Source organism: Pseudoalteromonas sp. MEBiC 03485, from assembly GCF_004195145.1.
Classification (GTDB): Bacteria; Pseudomonadota; Gammaproteobacteria; order Enterobacterales; family Alteromonadaceae; genus Pseudoalteromonas; species Pseudoalteromonas apostichopi.
On record NZ_SGBT01000001.1, the window covers coordinates 2,857,812 to 2,875,697 of the forward strand.

The following is a 17,886-nucleotide window of genomic DNA, read 5'->3' on the forward strand; positions in this document are numbered from 1 at the left end:
TTTATTACATGGTATAGGTCGGATTGCCTGAGTTTAACATAGTACCGAGTAGTTTTTCGATTTTAGCATTCAAATTGGTTTTATCATCGATAAAGTTAACACCGATACCTGGTGGGTTTGAGCTTTGTGCACCTTGTGGTGTTATCCAAGCAACTTTCCCCGTTACTACATCATCTTCTAGTGCATCTGGTAAGGTGACTTTTAGAGCTAATGAATGGCCCATTTCAAAACGCATATTAGTGCGAACAAATAAACCACCATTTTTTAAATAAGGCATGTAACAGCGATATAATTCTTCTAAGTCTTCAATATCTACTAATAATTCTTGCACGATACTTCCTAATTTTGGCTTTCCCGTAAAGTAAACGCTAGTTGCGAAATGGCTAGTTCCATATTCAAGCCAAGCACATGTGAGCTATTATAAAGAAACTCTGAGATTGCAGATTGTGCTTTCTGATAATTGAAAAAGTCCATTCCTAACACCAATTGCGTCTTGAGATGCTCTGTTAAAAATAACGCAAATACATTAACCAAGCTATGGTCTTTATTAAGGATGTCGACTAACGCACTGAAATTATGGCTGTCTTTTATCTCAGTTGCAAATTTAAAAAGTGAATCGATTGCCTCAAGTTGATTATCATTTTGCCACTGCTCAACAAGCAGTGGTTGCCTAGCGAATAATTCTAACCATGAATAATTAGGGATATTTAAAAGAGCTAACCATTGTGTTGTATATTCTGGGTTAACTTTTATTTCATGAACTGCACAGCGACTTAAAATAGTTGCTGGTAATAATGCCGTTTGCTCACACGTTAATAATAAATAGCGGCGTATACTAGGCTCTTCAAGAGTTTTTAATAAGGCGTTAGCCGCTGCAGTGGTCATTTTGTGACATTGTTCAAGTACCACAACTTTATTACCGTTTTGAGCGGCTGAATGATTGATAAAATCACTTATTAAACGAATTTCATCAACCCCTATCGTCTGCCCCTCTACTTTAACAACACGTTTATCTGGATGGGTACCCGCTTGATTCAGTTGACAACTTTTGCAATTACCACAGGCTTTTAAGTTTACAGGTGACGCACATAGTAAGCCATCGGCAAGCGAATCGACTAAACGTTGTTTGCCTACACCTTTATCACCATTAAATAATTGTGCATGATGAAAGCGTTGCTGTGCAAAGCTTTGCGCTAGCTGCTTATAAAGGCCTTCAAGCCATGGCAAATGCATATTAGCTTAAACCTGCAAAAAAGTTATCAAGCACCTTTGTAATTGCCGCATGCACTTCAGGCATTGTTTTATTAGCATCCACTGTTTTGATGCTGTTGTCAGTGCTTGCAATTTCAAGGTAACGTTCTCGCGTGCGCTCAAAAAAGCCTAATGCTTCTTGTTCAATACGATCAAGCTCACCACGGCCTTTTGCACGAGCAAGCCCAACTGCAGGGTCAATGTCTAAATAAATGGTTAAATCAGGCTTTAAACCATTTAGCACCATATCAGCTAAAAAAGAGAGTTTAGTTTGTTCAATACCACGGCCACCACCTTGATATGCTTGTGATGAAAGATCATGGCGATCACCTAACACCCAAGTGCCCTTTTCAAGTGCCGGATTAATAACATTAGCAACTAATTGCGAGCGTGCTGCATACATGATTAATAACTCAGTTTCGCCTGTAACCGTTTCTTGGTGAGCCTGTTTTACGATATTACGCAGCTCTTCAGCCATAGCTGTACCGCCAGGCTCACGCACATTAATAAAATCGACTTGCTTGTTTTCTAAATAAGCTTGGCATACGGCAATGGCCGTTGATTTTCCGGCCCCTTCAAGGCCTTCAATCACAATAAATTTTGCTGTCATATGACTCAATTCTGGTTGTTAGTTTAATTGGTACTGCTTTACCGCACGATTATGTTCTTGCAATGTTTTCGAAAATTGATGGCTGCCATCACCTTTCGCAACAAAATATATAAATTCAGACTGTGGTGGATTAACCGCTGCAAGCAACGCCGCTTTCGAAGGCATAGCAATCGGTGTTGGCGGCAAGCCTTTTATTTTATAAGTGTTATACGGTGTATACGTCGTTAAATCTTTGCGTTTGATATCGCCATCAAAATCAGCACCAATGCCATAGATAACAGTGGGATCTGTTTGTAAGCGCATATTTGTTTTTAAACGATTGGTAAAAACTGCAGAAATTAATGGCCGTTCACTGGCTAAACCGGTTTCTTTTTCAATTATAGAAGCAAGTATTAGAGCTTCATAAGGTGAGCTTAACACTAAATCTGATGCTCTATTTTGCCACGCAGATTCTAGTTCCTGCTGCATTTTACTATAAGCACGTTTTAATAAGCCGCTGGCACTATCTCCACTGTGGTAGTGATAGGTATCAGGGAACAACCAGCCTTCTAAATTTTTTTGCGTGTTACTTATCTGCGTCGCTAAATTTTTTGTATCTAAGTCATGTGTTAAATGCACTTGCTTTTGGATATTAGCAACGACGTCACGAAGAGGCTGTCCTTCAATAATTGTGAAGCTAAAGCTTACTTGTGCACCTTGATTAATGCGGCGGATATTATCAATCACAGCGCTTGTATCAAGTTCATAAAGACCCGCTTTTAGATCAGTAAGCGTAGGATCTAATTTAGCGAGCACCTGAAATTTAAAGCAGCTATCAACCCACTGTTTTGCTTGCCATGCTTGGCAAAGTTGATTGAACCCAGTACCACGTTCTACTTTAAATAAAGTACTGTTTTCAACCTTTAACGGCATTTTCATTGCTGATTGAAGCTGTTGATAGCCAATACCACAGCATAGCAATGCTAATAACAGCACGCTAACAATGACTTTTATCACACATTCTCCTTGGCAAACTGCGCCGTTAATAGCGCTTTACTGCGTTCAATATCAAATTCTGTATCAGTAATCCGTGAAACGGGAACCACGCCCATTAAACTATTACACATAAATACGGCATCCATAGCTAAAAGCTCATCTAGTTGGATTGCTTTAAATTCAATGGCTAACTTATCACATAAAGCGCTGAGATAAACCCCAGTGATACCGCAGCGGTTTAACTTAGGTGACATAACTTGACCGTCTTTAATGGCAAAAATATTTGCAGCCGAGCACTCAATCACATTGTTATCATAATCAAGTACAACAACGTCATCACACTCAAGGGTGTTCATTTGTCTTTTGATAAGTACTTGCTCTAAACGGTTCAATGTTTTTAAGCCTGCAAGTAAAGGTTGATGTGCAAGTTTAACGTCGCTAACTGCTAGGCTTACGCCCTGCTGCTGCCAACTTTTATAGTGTGAAACTGCAGGCATTACACTGATCAGCACTTGGATACTTGGTGTATCTGGTAAGCCATAACCACGCCCACCTGCACCTCGGGTGATAACTACTTTTAAAATACCCGCTTGCGTTTCACTGATTGCGTGGTTAACCCTACGCTCGATTGCAGGTAAATCTAACTCGGGGAAAAATAGCCTTTGCGCGCATTCTTCTAATCGCGCTTTGTGTAAATCCCAGTGCTCAACGACAGAATTCACCACAGAGGCTGTGGTAAAAAAGCCGTCACCATAATTTAAGCCACGATCTTGCGTGCTTATACTGGTATCTGGTGTGGTTATTTTTATTGTTTGTTTTAATTTATTCATACAAAAAAGCCCAGTCAAACAACTGGGCTCTTCTTTTTAGTCCGTTGTTAAAAAGAATTATACCTTTTTAAACAGCAACGAGCCATTAGTACCACCAAAACCAAATGAATTACATAGAGCGTAATCCAATTTAGCGTCTCGTGCAGTGTGCGGTACATAGTCTAAATCACAGCCTTCATCTGGGTTATCAAGGTTGATTGTAGGGCTTACTTTCTGATCAACAAGTGACAAGATAGTAATGATCGACTCTACCGAGCCAGCAGCACCTAACAAGTGACCCATCATTGATTTCGATGAACTTACCATCACATCTTTAGCCGCATCACCAAAAATAGTTTTAACGGCTGATGTTTCTGCCTTATCGCCTGCATTAGTCGATGTTCCGTGAGCATTAATGTAGCCAACTTGGTCTGCATTAACTTGTGCATCGTTTAGGGCATTTTCCATCGCCAGTGCTGCGCCTGCACCGTCTTCAGGTGGAGATGTCATGTGATATGCATCACCACTCATACCAAAACCAACGAGCTCAGCGTAGATTTTCGCGCCACGTGCTTTAGCATGCTCATATTCTTCCAGTACGATAACACCTGCACCATCAGCAAGAACAAAACCGTCACGGTCTTTATCCCAAGGGCGTGATGCTGCTTGTGGATCATCGTTACGGGTTGATAATGCACGTGCTGCATTAAAGCCACCCATACCAATTGGTGTCGATGCTTTTTCAGCACCACCGGCTACCATTGCATCTGCATCGCCGTATGCAATCATACGCGCAGCATGACCAATGTTATGTAGACCTGTAGTACAGGCTGTAACGATTGAAATATTTGGACCACGTAAGCCGTGCATAATCGATAAATGACCAGAGATCATATTGATAATGGTCGAAGGCACGTAGAACGGAGAAAGCTTTCGCGGGCCGCTATTTAATAGTTTAATGTGGTTTTCTTCAATTAAAGTTAAACCACCGATGCCAGAACCCACTGCTACACCAACACGGGTGGCGTTTTCTTCAGTGATCTCTAGACCAGAATCTTGTAGTGCTTGTACACCCGCTGCAATGCCATATTGGATAAACAAATCCATTTTCTTTGCATCTTTCGGTGACATGTATGCTGATGCATCAAAGTCATTCAGCAAACCTGCGAATTTGGTGCCGAAACTTGAGGTATCGAAATGCGTGATAGTTTGAATACCACTTTTACCGTTTAACAAACCTTGCCAAGTAGATTCAACATCATTACCTAGCGGTGTCAACATTCCTAAGCCAGTTACGACGACTCGACGTTTAGCCACGGGTTGCCTCCAATAAGGAAATTATTTTAGGTGGGGTGTATACCAAATTTATTAGTATCATTCTTCAGATAGACTAAGGGCAGCTTAATGCTGCCCTTAAAATCAAAATGCGTAAAATTACTCAGCGTGAGCTGTAACGTAATCGATTGCAGCTTGAACTGTAGTGATCTTTTCAGCTTCTTCGTCTGGGATCTCAGTGTCGAATTCTTCTTCAAGAGCCATTACTAGTTCTACTGTGTCAAGTGAATCAGCACCTAGGTCATCAACGAAAGAAGCTTCATGTTTTACTTCTTCTTCTTTAACACCTAGTTGCTCAATGATAATTTTCTTTACGCGTTCTTGGATGTCGCTCATTCTTCTTTCCTTTATTAAAAACGCCAATGCGTTATTTTCAGATTGCGGCGTAGTTTACGCCGCATAATTCTGTGATTCAAGGATTTGCTGATAATTACTTATCTGGTCAAACCTCTCGAATAGTATTTGTTCATTTATCGCTTATTTTCATAGCGAATTCAAGTATGTTTAAAGCAAGATCACAAAAAATTCAACAATTTTCGATAATCTTTCGTTAGCAAATTTCTGCCAACTTTCATTAGACCATGTACATCGCGCCATTTACGTGCAATGTTTCGCCTGAAACATACGCAGCAGCGTCAGATGCTAAATAACATACCGCAGCAGCAATTTCATCAGGTTGACCTAAACGTCCTGCAGGTACATTTGCAAGCGTAGCCGCTTTTTGGTCTTCAGTCAGCTCATCTGTCATATCTGTTTGGATAAAACCAGGTGCAACAACGTTTACAGTGATGCCACGTGATGCAACTTCGCGTGCTAATGACTTAGTAAAACCAATTACACCCGCTTTCGCTGCAGCATAGTTAGCTTGCCCCGCATTACCCATAGTGCCCACTACAGAACCGATATTAATGATACGGCCATTTTTCTTTTTCATCATAGGGCGTAAAACAGCCTTAGATAAACGGAAAATTGAGCTTAGGTTAGTGTCGATGATGTCATCCCACTCACCGTCTTTCATACGCATTAATAAGTTATCGCGAGTGATACCTGCATTGTTAACTAATACATCGATATCACCTAAATCAGCCTTGATCGCAGCAAGTGTCGCCTCAATCGATTCAGGATCTGTAACGTTAAGAGCATAACCTTTACCGTTGTCACCTAGGTATTCACTGATTTTAGCAGCACCTGATTCACTTGTTGCTGTACCCGCTACTTTTGCACCTTGTGCAACTAGCGTGTTTGCAATCGCTTTACCAATACCACGGCTTGCACCAGTGATTAGGACAACCTTGCCCTCAAGAGAAAATAAATTTGTCATTCTATTCCTACTTATTTCGCTTCATCAATAGCAGCTTGCGTATTAACCGCAGCACATACCATTGCTTTATCAATTCGTTTTGCAAGACCCGTTAGTACTTTACCAGGGCCAAACTCATAGCTTTGTGTGATACCTTGCGCAACTAATGCTTGTACTGTTTCAGTCCAGCGAACTGGGCTGTATAGTTGACGTACTAATGCATCTTTAATTGCTTCACTTGATTGCTCTGCTTTTACATCAACGTTGTTGATTACATCACACTTAGGTGTATTAAATGTTAAAGCAGCTAAATCAGCAGCTAATTTCTCAGCAGCTGGTTTCATTAGTTCACAGTGAGAAGGTACGCTTACTGCAAGTGGTAAAGCACGTTTAGCACCTGCTTCTTTACATGCTTCTGATGCACGCTCAACTGCCGCTTTATGGCCGGCAATAACAACCTGTCCTGGTGAGTTGTAGTTTACTGGTGAAACAACTTCGCCATTTGCTGATGCTTCACACGCTGCTTTAATTTCGTCGTCACCTAAGCCGATGATTGCAGCCATAGAACCAACACCCGCAGGTACTGCTTCTTGCATGTATAAACCACGATTTTCAACTAGTTTAACGGCTTCGCTTAAGCTTACAACGCCAGCACAAACTAATGCTGAATACTCACCTAAACTGTGACCGGCCATCACAACATCGGCATCAGGGTTTGCGTCTAACCATTGACGGTAAATAGCTACACTAGCAGTTAAAAGTGCTGGTTGTGTACGATGGGTTTGATTTAATTCTTCTTCTGGACCATTTAGTACAAGTGCAGCTAGATCATAGCCAAGAGCTTCAGATGCTTCAGCGAATGTTGTTTTAGCAATCTGTGAATCAGCTAATAGTTCAGATAACATGCCCACAGTTTGTGAGCCTTGACCTGGAAATACGAGTGCAATTTTATGTGCCATACTTTGCTCTTATAATTAAACAAAAAAATATTCTGTAGCAGGCAGCATAACAAGTTTTAGATATGCTGCACTACTTTGTTGTTGGATGTGTTTGCTCAAAAATCGCAGCGATTTTTTCAGGGAGTTGGCGTTCGACTTCCCGCGCGGCTTCATCAATAGCTGCATGAAACGCCTTCGGTGAGGCATTGCCATGGCTTTTAACAACAATACCGCGCAATCCTACCAGACTTGCGCCGTTATACTGGTCGGGGTTCACCCGCTTGTAGAGTTTTTTTATCACCGGACGTAATAAAAACGCTAAACTTTTGTATAAGAAATGTTTGTGTAAGGCTTTGGTGAGTTTGTGCATGATCAGTTTGGCAATACCTTCACAGGTTTTTAATGCCACATTACCTACAAATCCTTCGCACACAATAACATCGGCTTTTCCGCTGAAAATATCACTACCTTCACTGTAACCAGTGTAGTTGAGATATTCACACTGCTGCATTAACTGTGCAGCTTGTTTTATTCCTTCATGCCCTTTGATGTCTTCAGAGCCAATATTCAATAAACTAACTCTTGGGTTATCACAGCCAAGAGCCTGCCCTGCTACCACAGAACCCATAATGCCAAATTGATAAAGAGTTTGTGCATCACAATGCACATTAGCACCTAAATCAAGTAAATAGACTGGGTTTTTACGTTCGGTTGGAACGGCAGAGATTAATGCAGGACGTTTTACGCCTGGAAGCATCTTTAATACGTAATGCGCCATAAAAAATAACGCGCCTGTATTTCCAGAACTTACACACGCTTGCGCTTCACCCGACTTGACTAAATCGAGGGCAACTCGCATTGATGAATCTTTTTTAGAACGAACCGCTGAAGCAGGTTCACACGCATTTGTCACGACTTCGCTACAATGACGAATAATTAAACGAGGGTGCGAAACAGAATCGAGTGCTTCGAGTTCTTTTAGAATAACTTGCTGATTACCACATAAGATGAGTCTTAAGTTGGTATTAGCATTTACCGCTTGCACGGCAGCGGGGATAGATGAACGGGGGCCGTAATCGCCCCCCATCATATCTAACGCTATGGTTAGATTGGTCAGCATATAGCAATCTCTTAGTTAGAAATTACTTTAACGCCTTTGTAGTAACCGTCAGCAGTTACGTGGTGACGACGGTGAGTCTCACCAGAAACTTGATCTACAGTTAAAGTTGGACCACTGATCGCATCGTGTGAACGGCGCATGCCGCGTCTTGCACGAGACTTTTTGCTTTTTTGTACAGCCATTAGTCTTCTCCTAAGAATCTTTCTTAAGTTGTTTCAAAATATCAAATGGATTTGGTTTGTCATCTTTTGCTGCTAATTTACCAAAGCTAGTAGGCTCTGATGAATAACTGCACGAAGCTTCGTTGTGTGTAGGCACTATTGGAATCGCTAAAATCAATTCGTCTTCGATTAACTCAAATACGTTGATTTCACCGTTTTCGTCCAGTTCTACTTCATCGTAGCCTTCAGGAAGATGATCTGACTCTGCATCCAAACCAACTGGCGAATACACAAAGTCTTGATCCAAATCCAACCCTAATTCACCATTACAGCGTTGACAAGTTACAGTTACATGTGTTGATAAGTTTCCACTTATTACCACTAAACCTTGCTCATCAATTTTGCAATGAATCTTTACCGCTATTTCACCTACTTCTTCCTGCACAACTTGCTCTAAACGAGAAAGTTTTTCAAGCGGGACAATACCGTCATACGTTAAACGATGTTGAGCTGCTTTGCTGGGATGAAGAGTGATGGGAATTTTCACCTTTTGCATAGGGGCTGCATCATATAGATAGTTAGTAAGTTAGTCAAAGTAAAAAACCAATTTTGATAGGTTTTTAACGATCTTCTGCTTTGTTTTCGGATTCATTGTGGCTTATCCTTGGCAAAATACAATTTTTATCCAGAATTTATTATGAAACCAACACTTATATTAGCGTCCAGCTCACCTTTTAGACAGCAATTATTAACTAAGTTTAACTTACCTTTTCAAAGTTTTTCACCAGATATAGATGAATCCCCTATTGCAGCTGAAACGCCAGAACAATTAGTTGCACGTTTAAGCGAGCAAAAAGCCCGAGTTGCCAAACAACATTTTAGTGAAGGTTTGGTGATCGGCTCTGATCAAGTTGCGGTATTCAACGATACAATTTTAGGTAAACCTCATACTAAAGAGAATGCCGTTAAGCAGCTATCATCGTTCAGTGGCCACACAGTGACCTTTTTAACGGGTTTAAGTGTATATGACATACAAAGCGATAAAGCAATTACCACTGTGGTGCCATTTGATGTGACATTTAAAACACTCACACTTGAGCAGATCAATGCTTATTGCGATGCAGAGCAGCCATACAACTGCGCAGGCAGCTTTAAAAGTGAAGGGTTAGGCATCTGTTTATTTGAAAAGCTCAGTGGCGATGACCCTAATACATTGATAGGTCTGCCACTGATCACATTAACTAAAGTGCTGGCTGAGTTTGGTGTTGATATATTGATGCTTCAAGGGAAGTAGTTAAAACTTGTAATAGCTGTTGATATGAATCAACAACACATAACGGCGTGTGTTGTAGTAACTGCGCCGGGCTATGAGCACCAAAACTCACACCAATACAAGCAATACCTGCGGCATTAGCCATTGCCATATCGAGTTGGCTATCGCCAACCATCACAGCATCACGTTTAGCTATGCCCTGCTCTTGTAAAATTTGCTCAAGCATATCCGGTGATGGCTTAGACTTAGCATCATCTGAGCATTTTACAGTGGCAAAGTACTTACCAAGGCCTGACTCGTTAAGTAGTCTATCGATGCCTTCACGACCTTTACCGGTAGCCACTGCCAATTGCATACCTGCGTCGCTTAGCTGCTTTAGTACAGTTTCTACATCAGCAAATAAAGGCGTGGGTGTGACATCTAACTCACGATACTGCGCTTTGTAGGCTGCAACCAGTTCATCGTTTAAATGTAAATGGGCAGGAAAAAGCGCCTCAGTAGCCTTTGCTAGCGATAAACCAATCACATCTTTTGCTTGCTGAACTGTTGGTACAGCAATACCGAGCTGTCTTGCTGTATTTTGCAAACAAGTAACGATTTTTGGCACAGAGTCCATCACTGTGCCGTCCCAATCGAAAATAACCAGCTTAAACTTGTTCATTATCTGCACGTAGCTTTTTAATGCAGTTTTTAAGTGCATTATCTAGTGGTGCCTCAACATGCATGGTTGTTTCGTTTTTAGGATGCATAAAACGTAAATCATGAGCATGTAAAAACAAACGATTTAAACCAGTTAGCTTGTTCACGTATTGATCAAACTCTGCAACGCCGTATTTATCATCACAAGCAATCGGGTGACCTTTACATTGTGTATGCACACGAATTTGGTGAGTACGCCCTGTTACCGGCGACGCTTGCACTAGTGAGCACTCAGCATATCGCTCAAGCACACGAAAACGTGTATGTGATGGTTTACCTTCAGTATTATCAACGCGTACAACACGCTCACCTGACTTCAACGTGTTTTTACGAAGTCCTTCGGTAACATTTTTTGTTTTAGAGTCCCATTGGCCATCGACTAACGCCCAATAGTTCTTTTCCATGGTTTTTTCACGTAACTGCTTATGCAAATCAGTCAACACAGAACGACGCTTTGATATTAGCAAGCAACCTGATGTGTCACGGTCTAAACGGTGAACAAGCTCTAAGCTACGCTCCTCTGGACGAAGTACACGAAGTGCTTCAATTAATCCATAACTCAAGCCACTGCCGCCATGCACAGCCATGCCCGAAGGCTTGTTGATCACCATTAAATACTTGTCTTCAAACAAAATGGCGTCTTCAAGCTGTTTTACCTTATCGAGTTTTTTTGGCACAAACTCTTCTTTTTCAGCCACTTTAATAGGTGGAATACGAACTACATCATTTAGTTGTAGTTTGTAGACAGGTTTTATGCGTTTTTTATTTACTCGCACTTCGCCCTTACGAAGGATTTTATAAACTGCACTTTTAGGCACACCTTTTAGGTGAGTAATAAGAAAGTTATCAATACGTTGACCGAGATGGTCTTCACCTATGGTAACAAACGAAACTTGTAAGCCGGTTTTTTCTGACATTGCCTAATCACTGATTTAAGTAAATAATTTAGTTGCTAACGCGACGGTAATAGTGGGATAATCACCGTCGCGAACATAAAGTTTGCAAGTAACAACGGTGCTTTTATCACATTAATACATTCGTGAAGCATATTCTGGGTTGCCGATCATACAGATCCGCGCTAAGTTTTCCAAAGCTTTTATAATTACCCAGCCAACACGAGCGTTCAATTATCGGCGATGCGCGTAATATATTGCCTGAATAATTTGAGCACGAATGTTGATTAATGAACATAAAAAGCAATTGAACAAGATAAATTGACTGATAGTGACGACGTAGCAACGTCATTCAGATACAGCTGTTGTAGCAAGACATTGAATAAAAATTTGAACATGGTCGACTTCGGGACAGAACTCGTAAATTAAAACCGCAGAATTGGCGGCAGTTTTGACACCAAAAAGAATTTAATAACGTGACAACATGTTATTGTCAGCCACACTTAGTGATGCTCAATGTAAGCAAACAACCTCAGGTTTTGACTTTAACCAGTCGTGAGACTGCACAAAAACAACCGTCAGAAACCACTGAACAGACGAGTTTATATCGTCATGTCAGCGACAGAATTAGTAGAGTAACAATATGAAACGTATGCTAATCAATGCGACGCAGCAAGAAGAAATGCGCGTTGCACTGGTTGATGGCCAGCGCCTGTATGATTTAGACATAGAGAGCCCAGGTCACGAACAAAAAAAAGCAAATATTTACAAGGGTAAAATTACCCGTATCGAACCGTCACTAGAAGCAGCCTTTGTTGATTATGGTGCTGAAAGACACGGTTTCCTTCCTCTTAAAGAAATAGCTCGCACCTACTTCCCACAAGGCTATACATTCCAAGGTCGTCCAAATATCCGTGACGTGATCAAAGAAGGCCAAGAAGTAATCGTGCAAGTTGATAAAGAAGAACGTGGCCAAAAAGGCGCAGCGTTAACTACTTTTATCAGTGTTGCAGGTAGCTATTTAGTACTTATGCCTAACAACCCTCGTGCGGGTGGTATTTCCCGCCGTATTGAAGGTGATGAGCGTACTGAACTTAAAGAAGCACTAAGCCGTTTAGAATTACCTAAAGGCATGGGCTTAATTGTTCGTACTGCAGGTGTTGGTAAATCATTTGAAGAACTGGATTACGACTTAAAAGCACTATTAGTGCATTGGCAAGCAATTCAGCAAGCAGCTGATAGCGGCCCTGCTCCGTTCCTAATTCACCAAGAAAGTAACGTAATTTTCCGCGCAATCCGTGACTATTTACGTCGTGATATTGGTGAAATTTTAATTGATAAAGCACGTGTATTTGAAGAAGCGAAAGCGCATATTGAGCGTTTCCGTCCAGATTTCATGAGTCGTGTTAAGCTTTATCAGGGCGATGTACCACTATTCACTCACTACCAAATTGAAAGCCAAATTGAGTCTGCTTTCCAACGTGAAGTTCGCTTACCATCAGGTGGTTCAATTGTAATCGACCCAACTGAAGCGCTAACGTCTATCGATATCAACTCATCAAAAGCCACTAAAGGCGGTGATATTGAAGAAACAGCACTTAATACCAACTTAGAAGCCGCAGACGAAATTGCCCGTCAATTACGTTTACGTGACTTAGGTGGCCTTATTGTTATCGACTTTATCGATATGACACCACCACGCCATCAACGTGAAGTTGAAAACCGTTTAAAAGACGCTGCTCGCCCTGACCGTGCCCGTGTACAGATTGGTAAGATCTCGCGCTTTGGCCTGCTTGAAATGTCGCGTCAACGTCTGCGCCCTTCATTAGGTGAAGCAAGCCAAGGCCCATGTCCTCGTTGTAATGGTCAAGGTACGATTCGTTCTAACGAGTCAATTGCATTGTCTATCCTTCGTTTAATCGAAGAAGAAGCAATCAAAGACAACACATCTCAAGTAAATGCACAAGTGCCTGTTGCTGTTGCCGCTTACCTATTAAACGAAAAACGTCGTAGTGTTCAGCGCATCGAAAAGCGCCATAACGTTGATGTTGTGATCATTCCTAATCAACACATGGAAACACCTCATTACGAAGTAGTTCGCTTACGTAAAGACGAAACAATCGAAACAGTAAGCTACGAGCAAGTTGTTGCTCCTGAGCCAGAAGCATTTGAAATGGCTAAAGCGCCTTCAGCACCAGTTCGTGAAGAGCCGGTTCTAAAAGGTGTAGTAATGCCTACAACACCTGCTCCTCAAGCTGCGCCTAAAGTTGAACAAGCCACTCCTGCGGCTAAAAAGTCTGAAGGTGGTTTATTTGCTGCAATTGGTAAATTCTTCAAATCATTATTCAGTAATGCCGAAGAGGAAGCTGAAAAAGAGCAAGAAGAGAAAAAGGCAGCACAAAGACGTAGCAATAATCGTCGCAACAACGACAACCGTCGCCGTAGCAACAATCAACGTCGTCGTAATTCGCGCAATAAGCGTCCTGATGATGCACAAGCTAAAGAAGAAAACACAAACACTTCTAATAAGCCTGAGCAAAAAGAAGGTAACGAGAATCGCAACAAACGTCGTCGTAATTCTAACAACAGAAAACGTAATGAAAAACGTAATGATGATGTAGAGCAAACGACAAAAGATACTGCACAAGAAACGCAAGCTGAGCAACCGAAGGAAACTAAACCTAAGGTTCGACGTCAACGTCGTAACTTACGCAAGAAAGTTCGCATACAAGATGAAAATGCAGATGATGCTAATACAGTAAAAACAACTGAAACAGTTGAGCAAACTGCAAAAGCTGAGAAACCAGCTAAGCCTGCAAAAGAAACAGTAGCTGTTGAGACTGAACAAGCAGAACAATCAGTTTCTGAAAAGAAAGTTCAAGCTAAACCAGTTAAAACAGAAGCTGAACCTAAACAAACAGAGCAAATTGAATCTGTTGAAGCATCAACAGACGAAGAGCAAGCGCAACCTCGCACTCGTTCTCGTCGTTCACCACGTCACTTACGTGCTGCTGGTCAACGTCGTCGTCGCCCTGAGCAAGACGAGAAGTCGAGTGATGACAAAACTGATGCTCCTGCATTCATTCCGGTTGCTGATCAAGCTGCTGCTGAATATGAAGCTGAGCTAAAAGCCAAACAAGCTCAAGCTGGAGAGACAGTAAAAGCTGAAGAACCAGTAGAAGCTGAAAAACCAGTAAAAGCTGAAGAACCAGTAAAAGCTGAAGAACCAGTACAAGCTGAAGAACCAGTAAAAGCTGAAGAACCAGTACAAGCTGAAGAACCAGTAAAAGCTGAAGAACCAGTACAAGCTGAAGAACCAGTACAAGCTGAAGAGCCAGTAAAAGCTGAAGAGCCAGTACAAGCTGAAGAGCCAGTACAAGCTGAAGAACCAGTACAAGCTGAAGAACCAGTACAAGCTGAAGAACCAGTAAAAGCTGAAGAGCCAGTACAAGCTGAAGAGCCAGTACAAGCTGAAGAGCCAGTAAAAACTCAAGAGCCAGTACAAGCTGAAGAGCCAGCACAAGCTGAAGAGCCAGTACAAGCTGAAGAACCAGTGAAAGCTGTAGAACCTGCTAAAAATGAAAAAACTGTTTTAGTAAAAGGTTCAGCAAGCGCTGCAATGGCAAAACCTACGCCAGTTGCAGATAGTGAGCCAGAGCCAACACCAGCGGCTATGGCGCATGACAAGCGTACAGCTATTCCAGATAGCGGCCTTCGTGCAGGTTCAATTAAACCTGCTGGCAGAGCCAGTGCTGATATGGCAAAAACCTTAGCGGCTGATTAATTTAGTCGCTTAACTAAAAAAGCCGCGTTTTATAACGCGGCTTTTTTGTGTGTAATGTTTTTAAATAATACCAATTCGCTTAGTTAAGTGATCTATTTTGAGGCAAGGAAACCTCGTTGATAGCAAGGCAAAAATTTCGTTATTTAGTTGTTCTAAATCAGAAATTTTTAACGCAGGTAGCGACAGGTTTAATCCCTCAAAATGATTAAGTATTATTGCTGATTGGTATAACAATATCTTGTGTACCTAGGTGAGTTGCATAGCCGCCCACAAGCACCTTATAAACACCCTGCTCGTTCGAATAAACACTGGCTGAAATGTGTGAACTGCACCCCATTGCTCGGCCTTGTTCAAACTTAAAATGATTTTCTTGCTGTACAAATACATGCTTTGATAAGTAGCATGCAAGCGCACCACTGGCGCTACCGGTTGCTGACTCTTCGGGTATACCAACCAAAGGCGCAAAGTTACGGCAACTTGCGGTCAGCTCACTTTGCTCTTCACATAATTCAAAGGCATGAACACCAATTACATTATGCTGTTGGCAGAACTCGCTAAGCGCAGCTTCATCGATATTGATTTTATCTAAGTAACCATTGGGCACAGCGATAATAATATCCGGTAAACCTGTAGTTATTACATCTATTGGCAAGCCTGTTTCTGCGAATGTTGTTTCACAAAGCCCTAGTAAGTTTGCAAAGTCACCATAAGCTAAGTTGCCAAGATATTTTGGCAAGGCTTGCTCCATGGTAATTTGCCCGTCTTCGGCAATTGTTACACCTAACAAACCCGCTTTTGTTCGCTGAGTGTAATTACCTGCGTTTAAAATACCTTGGTCATATAAGGTAGCAAACACCGCAAGTGTTGCGTGTCCACAAAAATCAACTTCTTCGGTTGTAGTAAAAAATGATACAGCAAAGTCAACTTCATGATCTTGCTCTACAAAAGCCGTTTCTGAAAAGCCAACTTCTTTTGCAATCTTCAATTTTTCTGTATCTGAAAGATTGTCAGCATTTAATACCACGCCTGCAGGGTTACCACCTGCTCCCTCTGCTGTAAATGAGTTAACTAAAAATGCAGTTACTGTCATTATTTTTTCCATACTTAAGTTAAAAACTAGGTATTGCACTTGCGCCATAATATATCGATATGTCTGTAGTGCTATAAAAGTTGAGATCTAAATTGGCTGTTTTCAAGGAATATAATTCTTACGATTCTAAATCTAACACCTAAGCTGACGTTACACCCATACATCATTAACCGCGGTCAACTGCCCACCTGCATTACCTGTATTTACAACCCCTTTAGGTTCAACAAGCATTATTTTACATTCTGTGTCTGCCTTTGGTTTATGTTCAACGCCCTTAGGAATTACAAATAATTCACCAGCTTCTAAAGTCACTACGCCATCCCTAAACTCAATTTCAAGCATGCCTTCAATAACAATGAATACTTCATCAGTATCAGGGTGATCATGCCAAACAAATTCACCTTCAACTTTAGCGAGTTTAAATTGATAGTCATTCATTTCAGCAATGACCCTTGGCGACCAATGCTCTGTGAATTTAGAAAACTTGTCTTTAAAGTTAACTGGTTTGTAAGTCATATTTATTCATCTCCGAAACGATCTTTGTGTAAGTCAAATTCATAAAATAACATTCCATTTTCCTTTGAAGCTTGTTCTTCAAAAGCCAATTTTTTTAAAAGCTTAATCGATGGTGTATTTAACTCATCAACACCAGCAATAAGCTTACGCCAGTATGAATGAGTACAAGCGAGGTTTATAAAGCCCTGCAATAACTCAAACGCAAGACCCTGCCCCCAATACTGCTCAGCTAACAAATAACCGATATGAGCATCATGCTTTTCGGTATATACAAATAAAAGCCCAATAACTTCTTGATGTTGAGATTGCAGCATTAATAGACGGCACTCGTTAAACATGTTAGCCAGCCACTTTTCAGCTGCAGCTATAGAATCTACCCCCTGAAAATAACTAGGTAAGTTTGCAACTACAGCAGGTGTTAATATCGCAGGTAAAGCGTTAACTAAAGTAGTTCGCTCTGACTTAGTATCATTCGAGTTTAATTCAATAACGTTTAGTCTCTGTGTATTAAATGAAAGATTCATTTAATCTCTTAAATCTTCAGCTGTAAAATTACTTTTAAATGTAAAAGCATAAGGTGTGTCACCGTTTGTACGAAGATATTGCAACTTCTCTAATGCTTCTTGAGGGGTTGGAATATGCTTATCTTCAATCCACCATAAAACATAACTATCTTCAGCTAAGCGATGAAACCATTCAGCTTTTCTACGCATGAAATCTCTGTGATGAGTGCGAAACATAAAATTTTTAAGATCTTCAACGCTTTCCCACACAGACATATTGATAATCATATTCGGATCATCAAATAACTTAATATTGGTAGCATCACCTGATTCGTCTTTTAATCGCCATACAAATCCAGCACTGTTTTCAGCAACGCCATTTATTAAATCGAGATTGTCTACAAAATCTTTTATTTCTGGCGCATCCAATGGATATTTGGCAAGAGCTATATTTAGCTGAGCAAGTTTCATCTTATGACTCTCCATAGCCATAGGGAAGTTTGTACCTTTAGTGTATTAAAATGAAGCTATATATCAATAACAAAGTTATTGAAAATCAAACCTAACTTATCTAATGTTTTTGTTCATAAATAAAAAGCCCAGCTAGTGCTGGGCTAAAAAGTGTTATC

The 17,886-nt window shown here is 41.0% G+C and carries 20 protein-coding genes; 2 read left to right on the forward strand and 18 right to left on the reverse strand.

Going from position 1 to position 17,886, the window contains the following annotated elements; genetic code table 11:
• Window positions 1-4 precede the first annotated feature (4 nt).
• The 12 genes from EVU92_RS13160 to yceD all read right to left on the reverse strand — a co-directional run bounded on the left by EVU92_RS13160 (window position 5) and on the right by yceD (window position 9,055).
• On the reverse strand, window positions 5-331 hold the full coding sequence (locus EVU92_RS13160; RefSeq protein ID WP_054554720.1) for a PilZ domain-containing protein: 327 nt from the start codon (window positions 329-331) through the stop codon (window positions 5-7).
• 8 nt (window positions 332-339) lie between these two features.
• Window positions 340-1,233, reverse strand: a complete 894-nt coding sequence (locus EVU92_RS13165) for a DNA polymerase III subunit (protein WP_130051608.1) — start codon at window positions 1,231-1,233, stop codon at window positions 340-342.
• A 1-nt stretch (window position 1,234) separates the two neighbouring features.
• Complete coding sequence (tmk, locus tag EVU92_RS13170; RefSeq protein WP_130051609.1) at window positions 1,235-1,861, reverse strand: dTMP kinase; 627 nt, start codon at window positions 1,859-1,861, stop codon at window positions 1,235-1,237.
• 18 nt (window positions 1,862-1,879) lie between these two features.
• Window positions 1,880-2,857 carry an endolytic transglycosylase MltG gene (gene mltG / locus EVU92_RS13175; protein WP_130051610.1) on the reverse strand — a complete coding sequence of 326 codons (978 nt, stop codon included), beginning with the start codon at window positions 2,855-2,857 and terminating at the stop codon, window positions 1,880-1,882.
• Entirely contained in the window at window positions 2,854-3,666 is an 813-nt protein-coding gene (gene pabC / locus EVU92_RS13180) for an aminodeoxychorismate lyase (protein ID WP_130051611.1), read from the reverse strand. The genes mltG and pabC overlap by 4 nt, the downstream gene beginning before the upstream one ends.
• 57 nt (window positions 3,667-3,723) lie before the next feature.
• On the reverse strand, window positions 3,724-4,962 hold the full coding sequence (gene fabF / locus EVU92_RS13185; RefSeq protein ID WP_054554715.1) for a beta-ketoacyl-ACP synthase II: 1,239 nt from the start codon (window positions 4,960-4,962) through the stop codon (window positions 3,724-3,726).
• Window positions 4,963-5,079: 117 nt separating this feature from the next.
• Complete coding sequence (gene acpP / locus EVU92_RS13190; protein WP_016707440.1) at window positions 5,080-5,316, reverse strand: acyl carrier protein; 237 nt, start codon at window positions 5,314-5,316, stop codon at window positions 5,080-5,082.
• A 238-nt stretch (window positions 5,317-5,554) separates the two neighbouring features.
• A complete protein-coding gene (gene fabG / locus EVU92_RS13195; protein ID WP_130051612.1) occupies window positions 5,555-6,301 on the reverse strand; it encodes a 3-oxoacyl-ACP reductase FabG in 747 nt (248 codons plus the stop codon).
• Window positions 6,302-6,312: 11 nt separating this feature from the next.
• Window positions 6,313-7,239, reverse strand: a complete 927-nt coding sequence (gene fabD, locus EVU92_RS13200) for an ACP S-malonyltransferase (RefSeq protein WP_130051613.1) — start codon at window positions 7,237-7,239, stop codon at window positions 6,313-6,315.
• Between the two features lie 70 nt (window positions 7,240-7,309).
• Complete coding sequence (plsX, locus tag EVU92_RS13205; RefSeq protein WP_054554712.1) at window positions 7,310-8,338, reverse strand: phosphate acyltransferase PlsX; 1,029 nt, start codon at window positions 8,336-8,338, stop codon at window positions 7,310-7,312.
• An 11-nt stretch (window positions 8,339-8,349) separates the two neighbouring features.
• Window positions 8,350-8,520 carry a 50S ribosomal protein L32 gene (gene rpmF / locus EVU92_RS13210; RefSeq protein ID WP_036967969.1) on the reverse strand — a complete coding sequence of 57 codons (171 nt, stop codon included), beginning with the start codon at window positions 8,518-8,520 and terminating at the stop codon, window positions 8,350-8,352.
• 10 nt (window positions 8,521-8,530) lie between these two features.
• Window positions 8,531-9,055 carry a 23S rRNA accumulation protein YceD gene (gene yceD / locus EVU92_RS13215; protein WP_130051614.1) on the reverse strand — a complete coding sequence of 175 codons (525 nt, stop codon included), beginning with the start codon at window positions 9,053-9,055 and terminating at the stop codon, window positions 8,531-8,533.
• A 141-nt stretch (window positions 9,056-9,196) separates the two neighbouring features.
• Between yceD and EVU92_RS13220 the strand changes: the two genes are divergently transcribed.
• A complete protein-coding gene (locus EVU92_RS13220) occupies window positions 9,197-9,793 on the forward strand; it encodes a nucleoside triphosphate pyrophosphatase (protein ID WP_130051615.1) in 597 nt (198 codons plus the stop codon).
• Here the strand turns inward: EVU92_RS13220 and EVU92_RS13225 are convergent.
• Window positions 9,741-10,433 (reverse strand): HAD-IA family hydrolase, encoded by a 693-nt coding sequence (locus tag EVU92_RS13225; protein WP_130051616.1) that lies wholly within the window; start codon window positions 10,431-10,433, stop codon window positions 9,741-9,743. The genes EVU92_RS13220 and EVU92_RS13225 overlap by 53 nt on opposite strands.
• Window positions 10,420-11,388, reverse strand: coding sequence for a 23S rRNA pseudouridine(955/2504/2580) synthase RluC (rluC, locus tag EVU92_RS13230; protein ID WP_130051617.1), 969 nt, complete (start codon window positions 11,386-11,388; stop codon window positions 10,420-10,422). Before rluC ends, EVU92_RS13225 begins: the two co-directional genes overlap by 14 nt.
• Before the next feature lie 619 nt (window positions 11,389-12,007).
• Between rluC and rne the strand changes: the two genes are divergently transcribed.
• Entirely contained in the window at window positions 12,008-15,148 is a 3,141-nt protein-coding gene (rne, locus tag EVU92_RS13235) for a ribonuclease E (RefSeq protein WP_130051618.1), read from the forward strand.
• A 205-nt stretch (window positions 15,149-15,353) separates the two neighbouring features.
• On the opposite strand, the gene EVU92_RS13240 is transcribed toward rne, so the two are convergent.
• From EVU92_RS13240 to EVU92_RS13255, 4 genes are all read right to left on the reverse strand, one after another.
• A complete protein-coding gene (locus EVU92_RS13240) occupies window positions 15,354-16,238 on the reverse strand; it encodes a PhzF family phenazine biosynthesis protein (RefSeq protein WP_130051619.1) in 885 nt (294 codons plus the stop codon).
• A gap of 150 nt (window positions 16,239-16,388) precedes the next feature.
• Window positions 16,389-16,754, reverse strand: a complete 366-nt coding sequence (locus EVU92_RS13245; protein ID WP_130051620.1) for a cupin domain-containing protein — start codon at window positions 16,752-16,754, stop codon at window positions 16,389-16,391.
• Between the two features lie 2 nt (window positions 16,755-16,756).
• Window positions 16,757-17,278: a GNAT family N-acetyltransferase gene (locus tag EVU92_RS13250; RefSeq protein ID WP_130051621.1), complete on the reverse strand. Its 522-nt coding sequence runs from the start codon at window positions 17,276-17,278 to the stop codon at window positions 16,757-16,759.
• Window positions 17,279-17,728 (reverse strand): DUF3291 domain-containing protein, encoded by a 450-nt coding sequence (locus tag EVU92_RS13255; protein ID WP_130051622.1) that lies wholly within the window; start codon window positions 17,726-17,728, stop codon window positions 17,279-17,281.
• Between the last annotated feature and the right edge of the window lie 158 nt (window positions 17,729-17,886).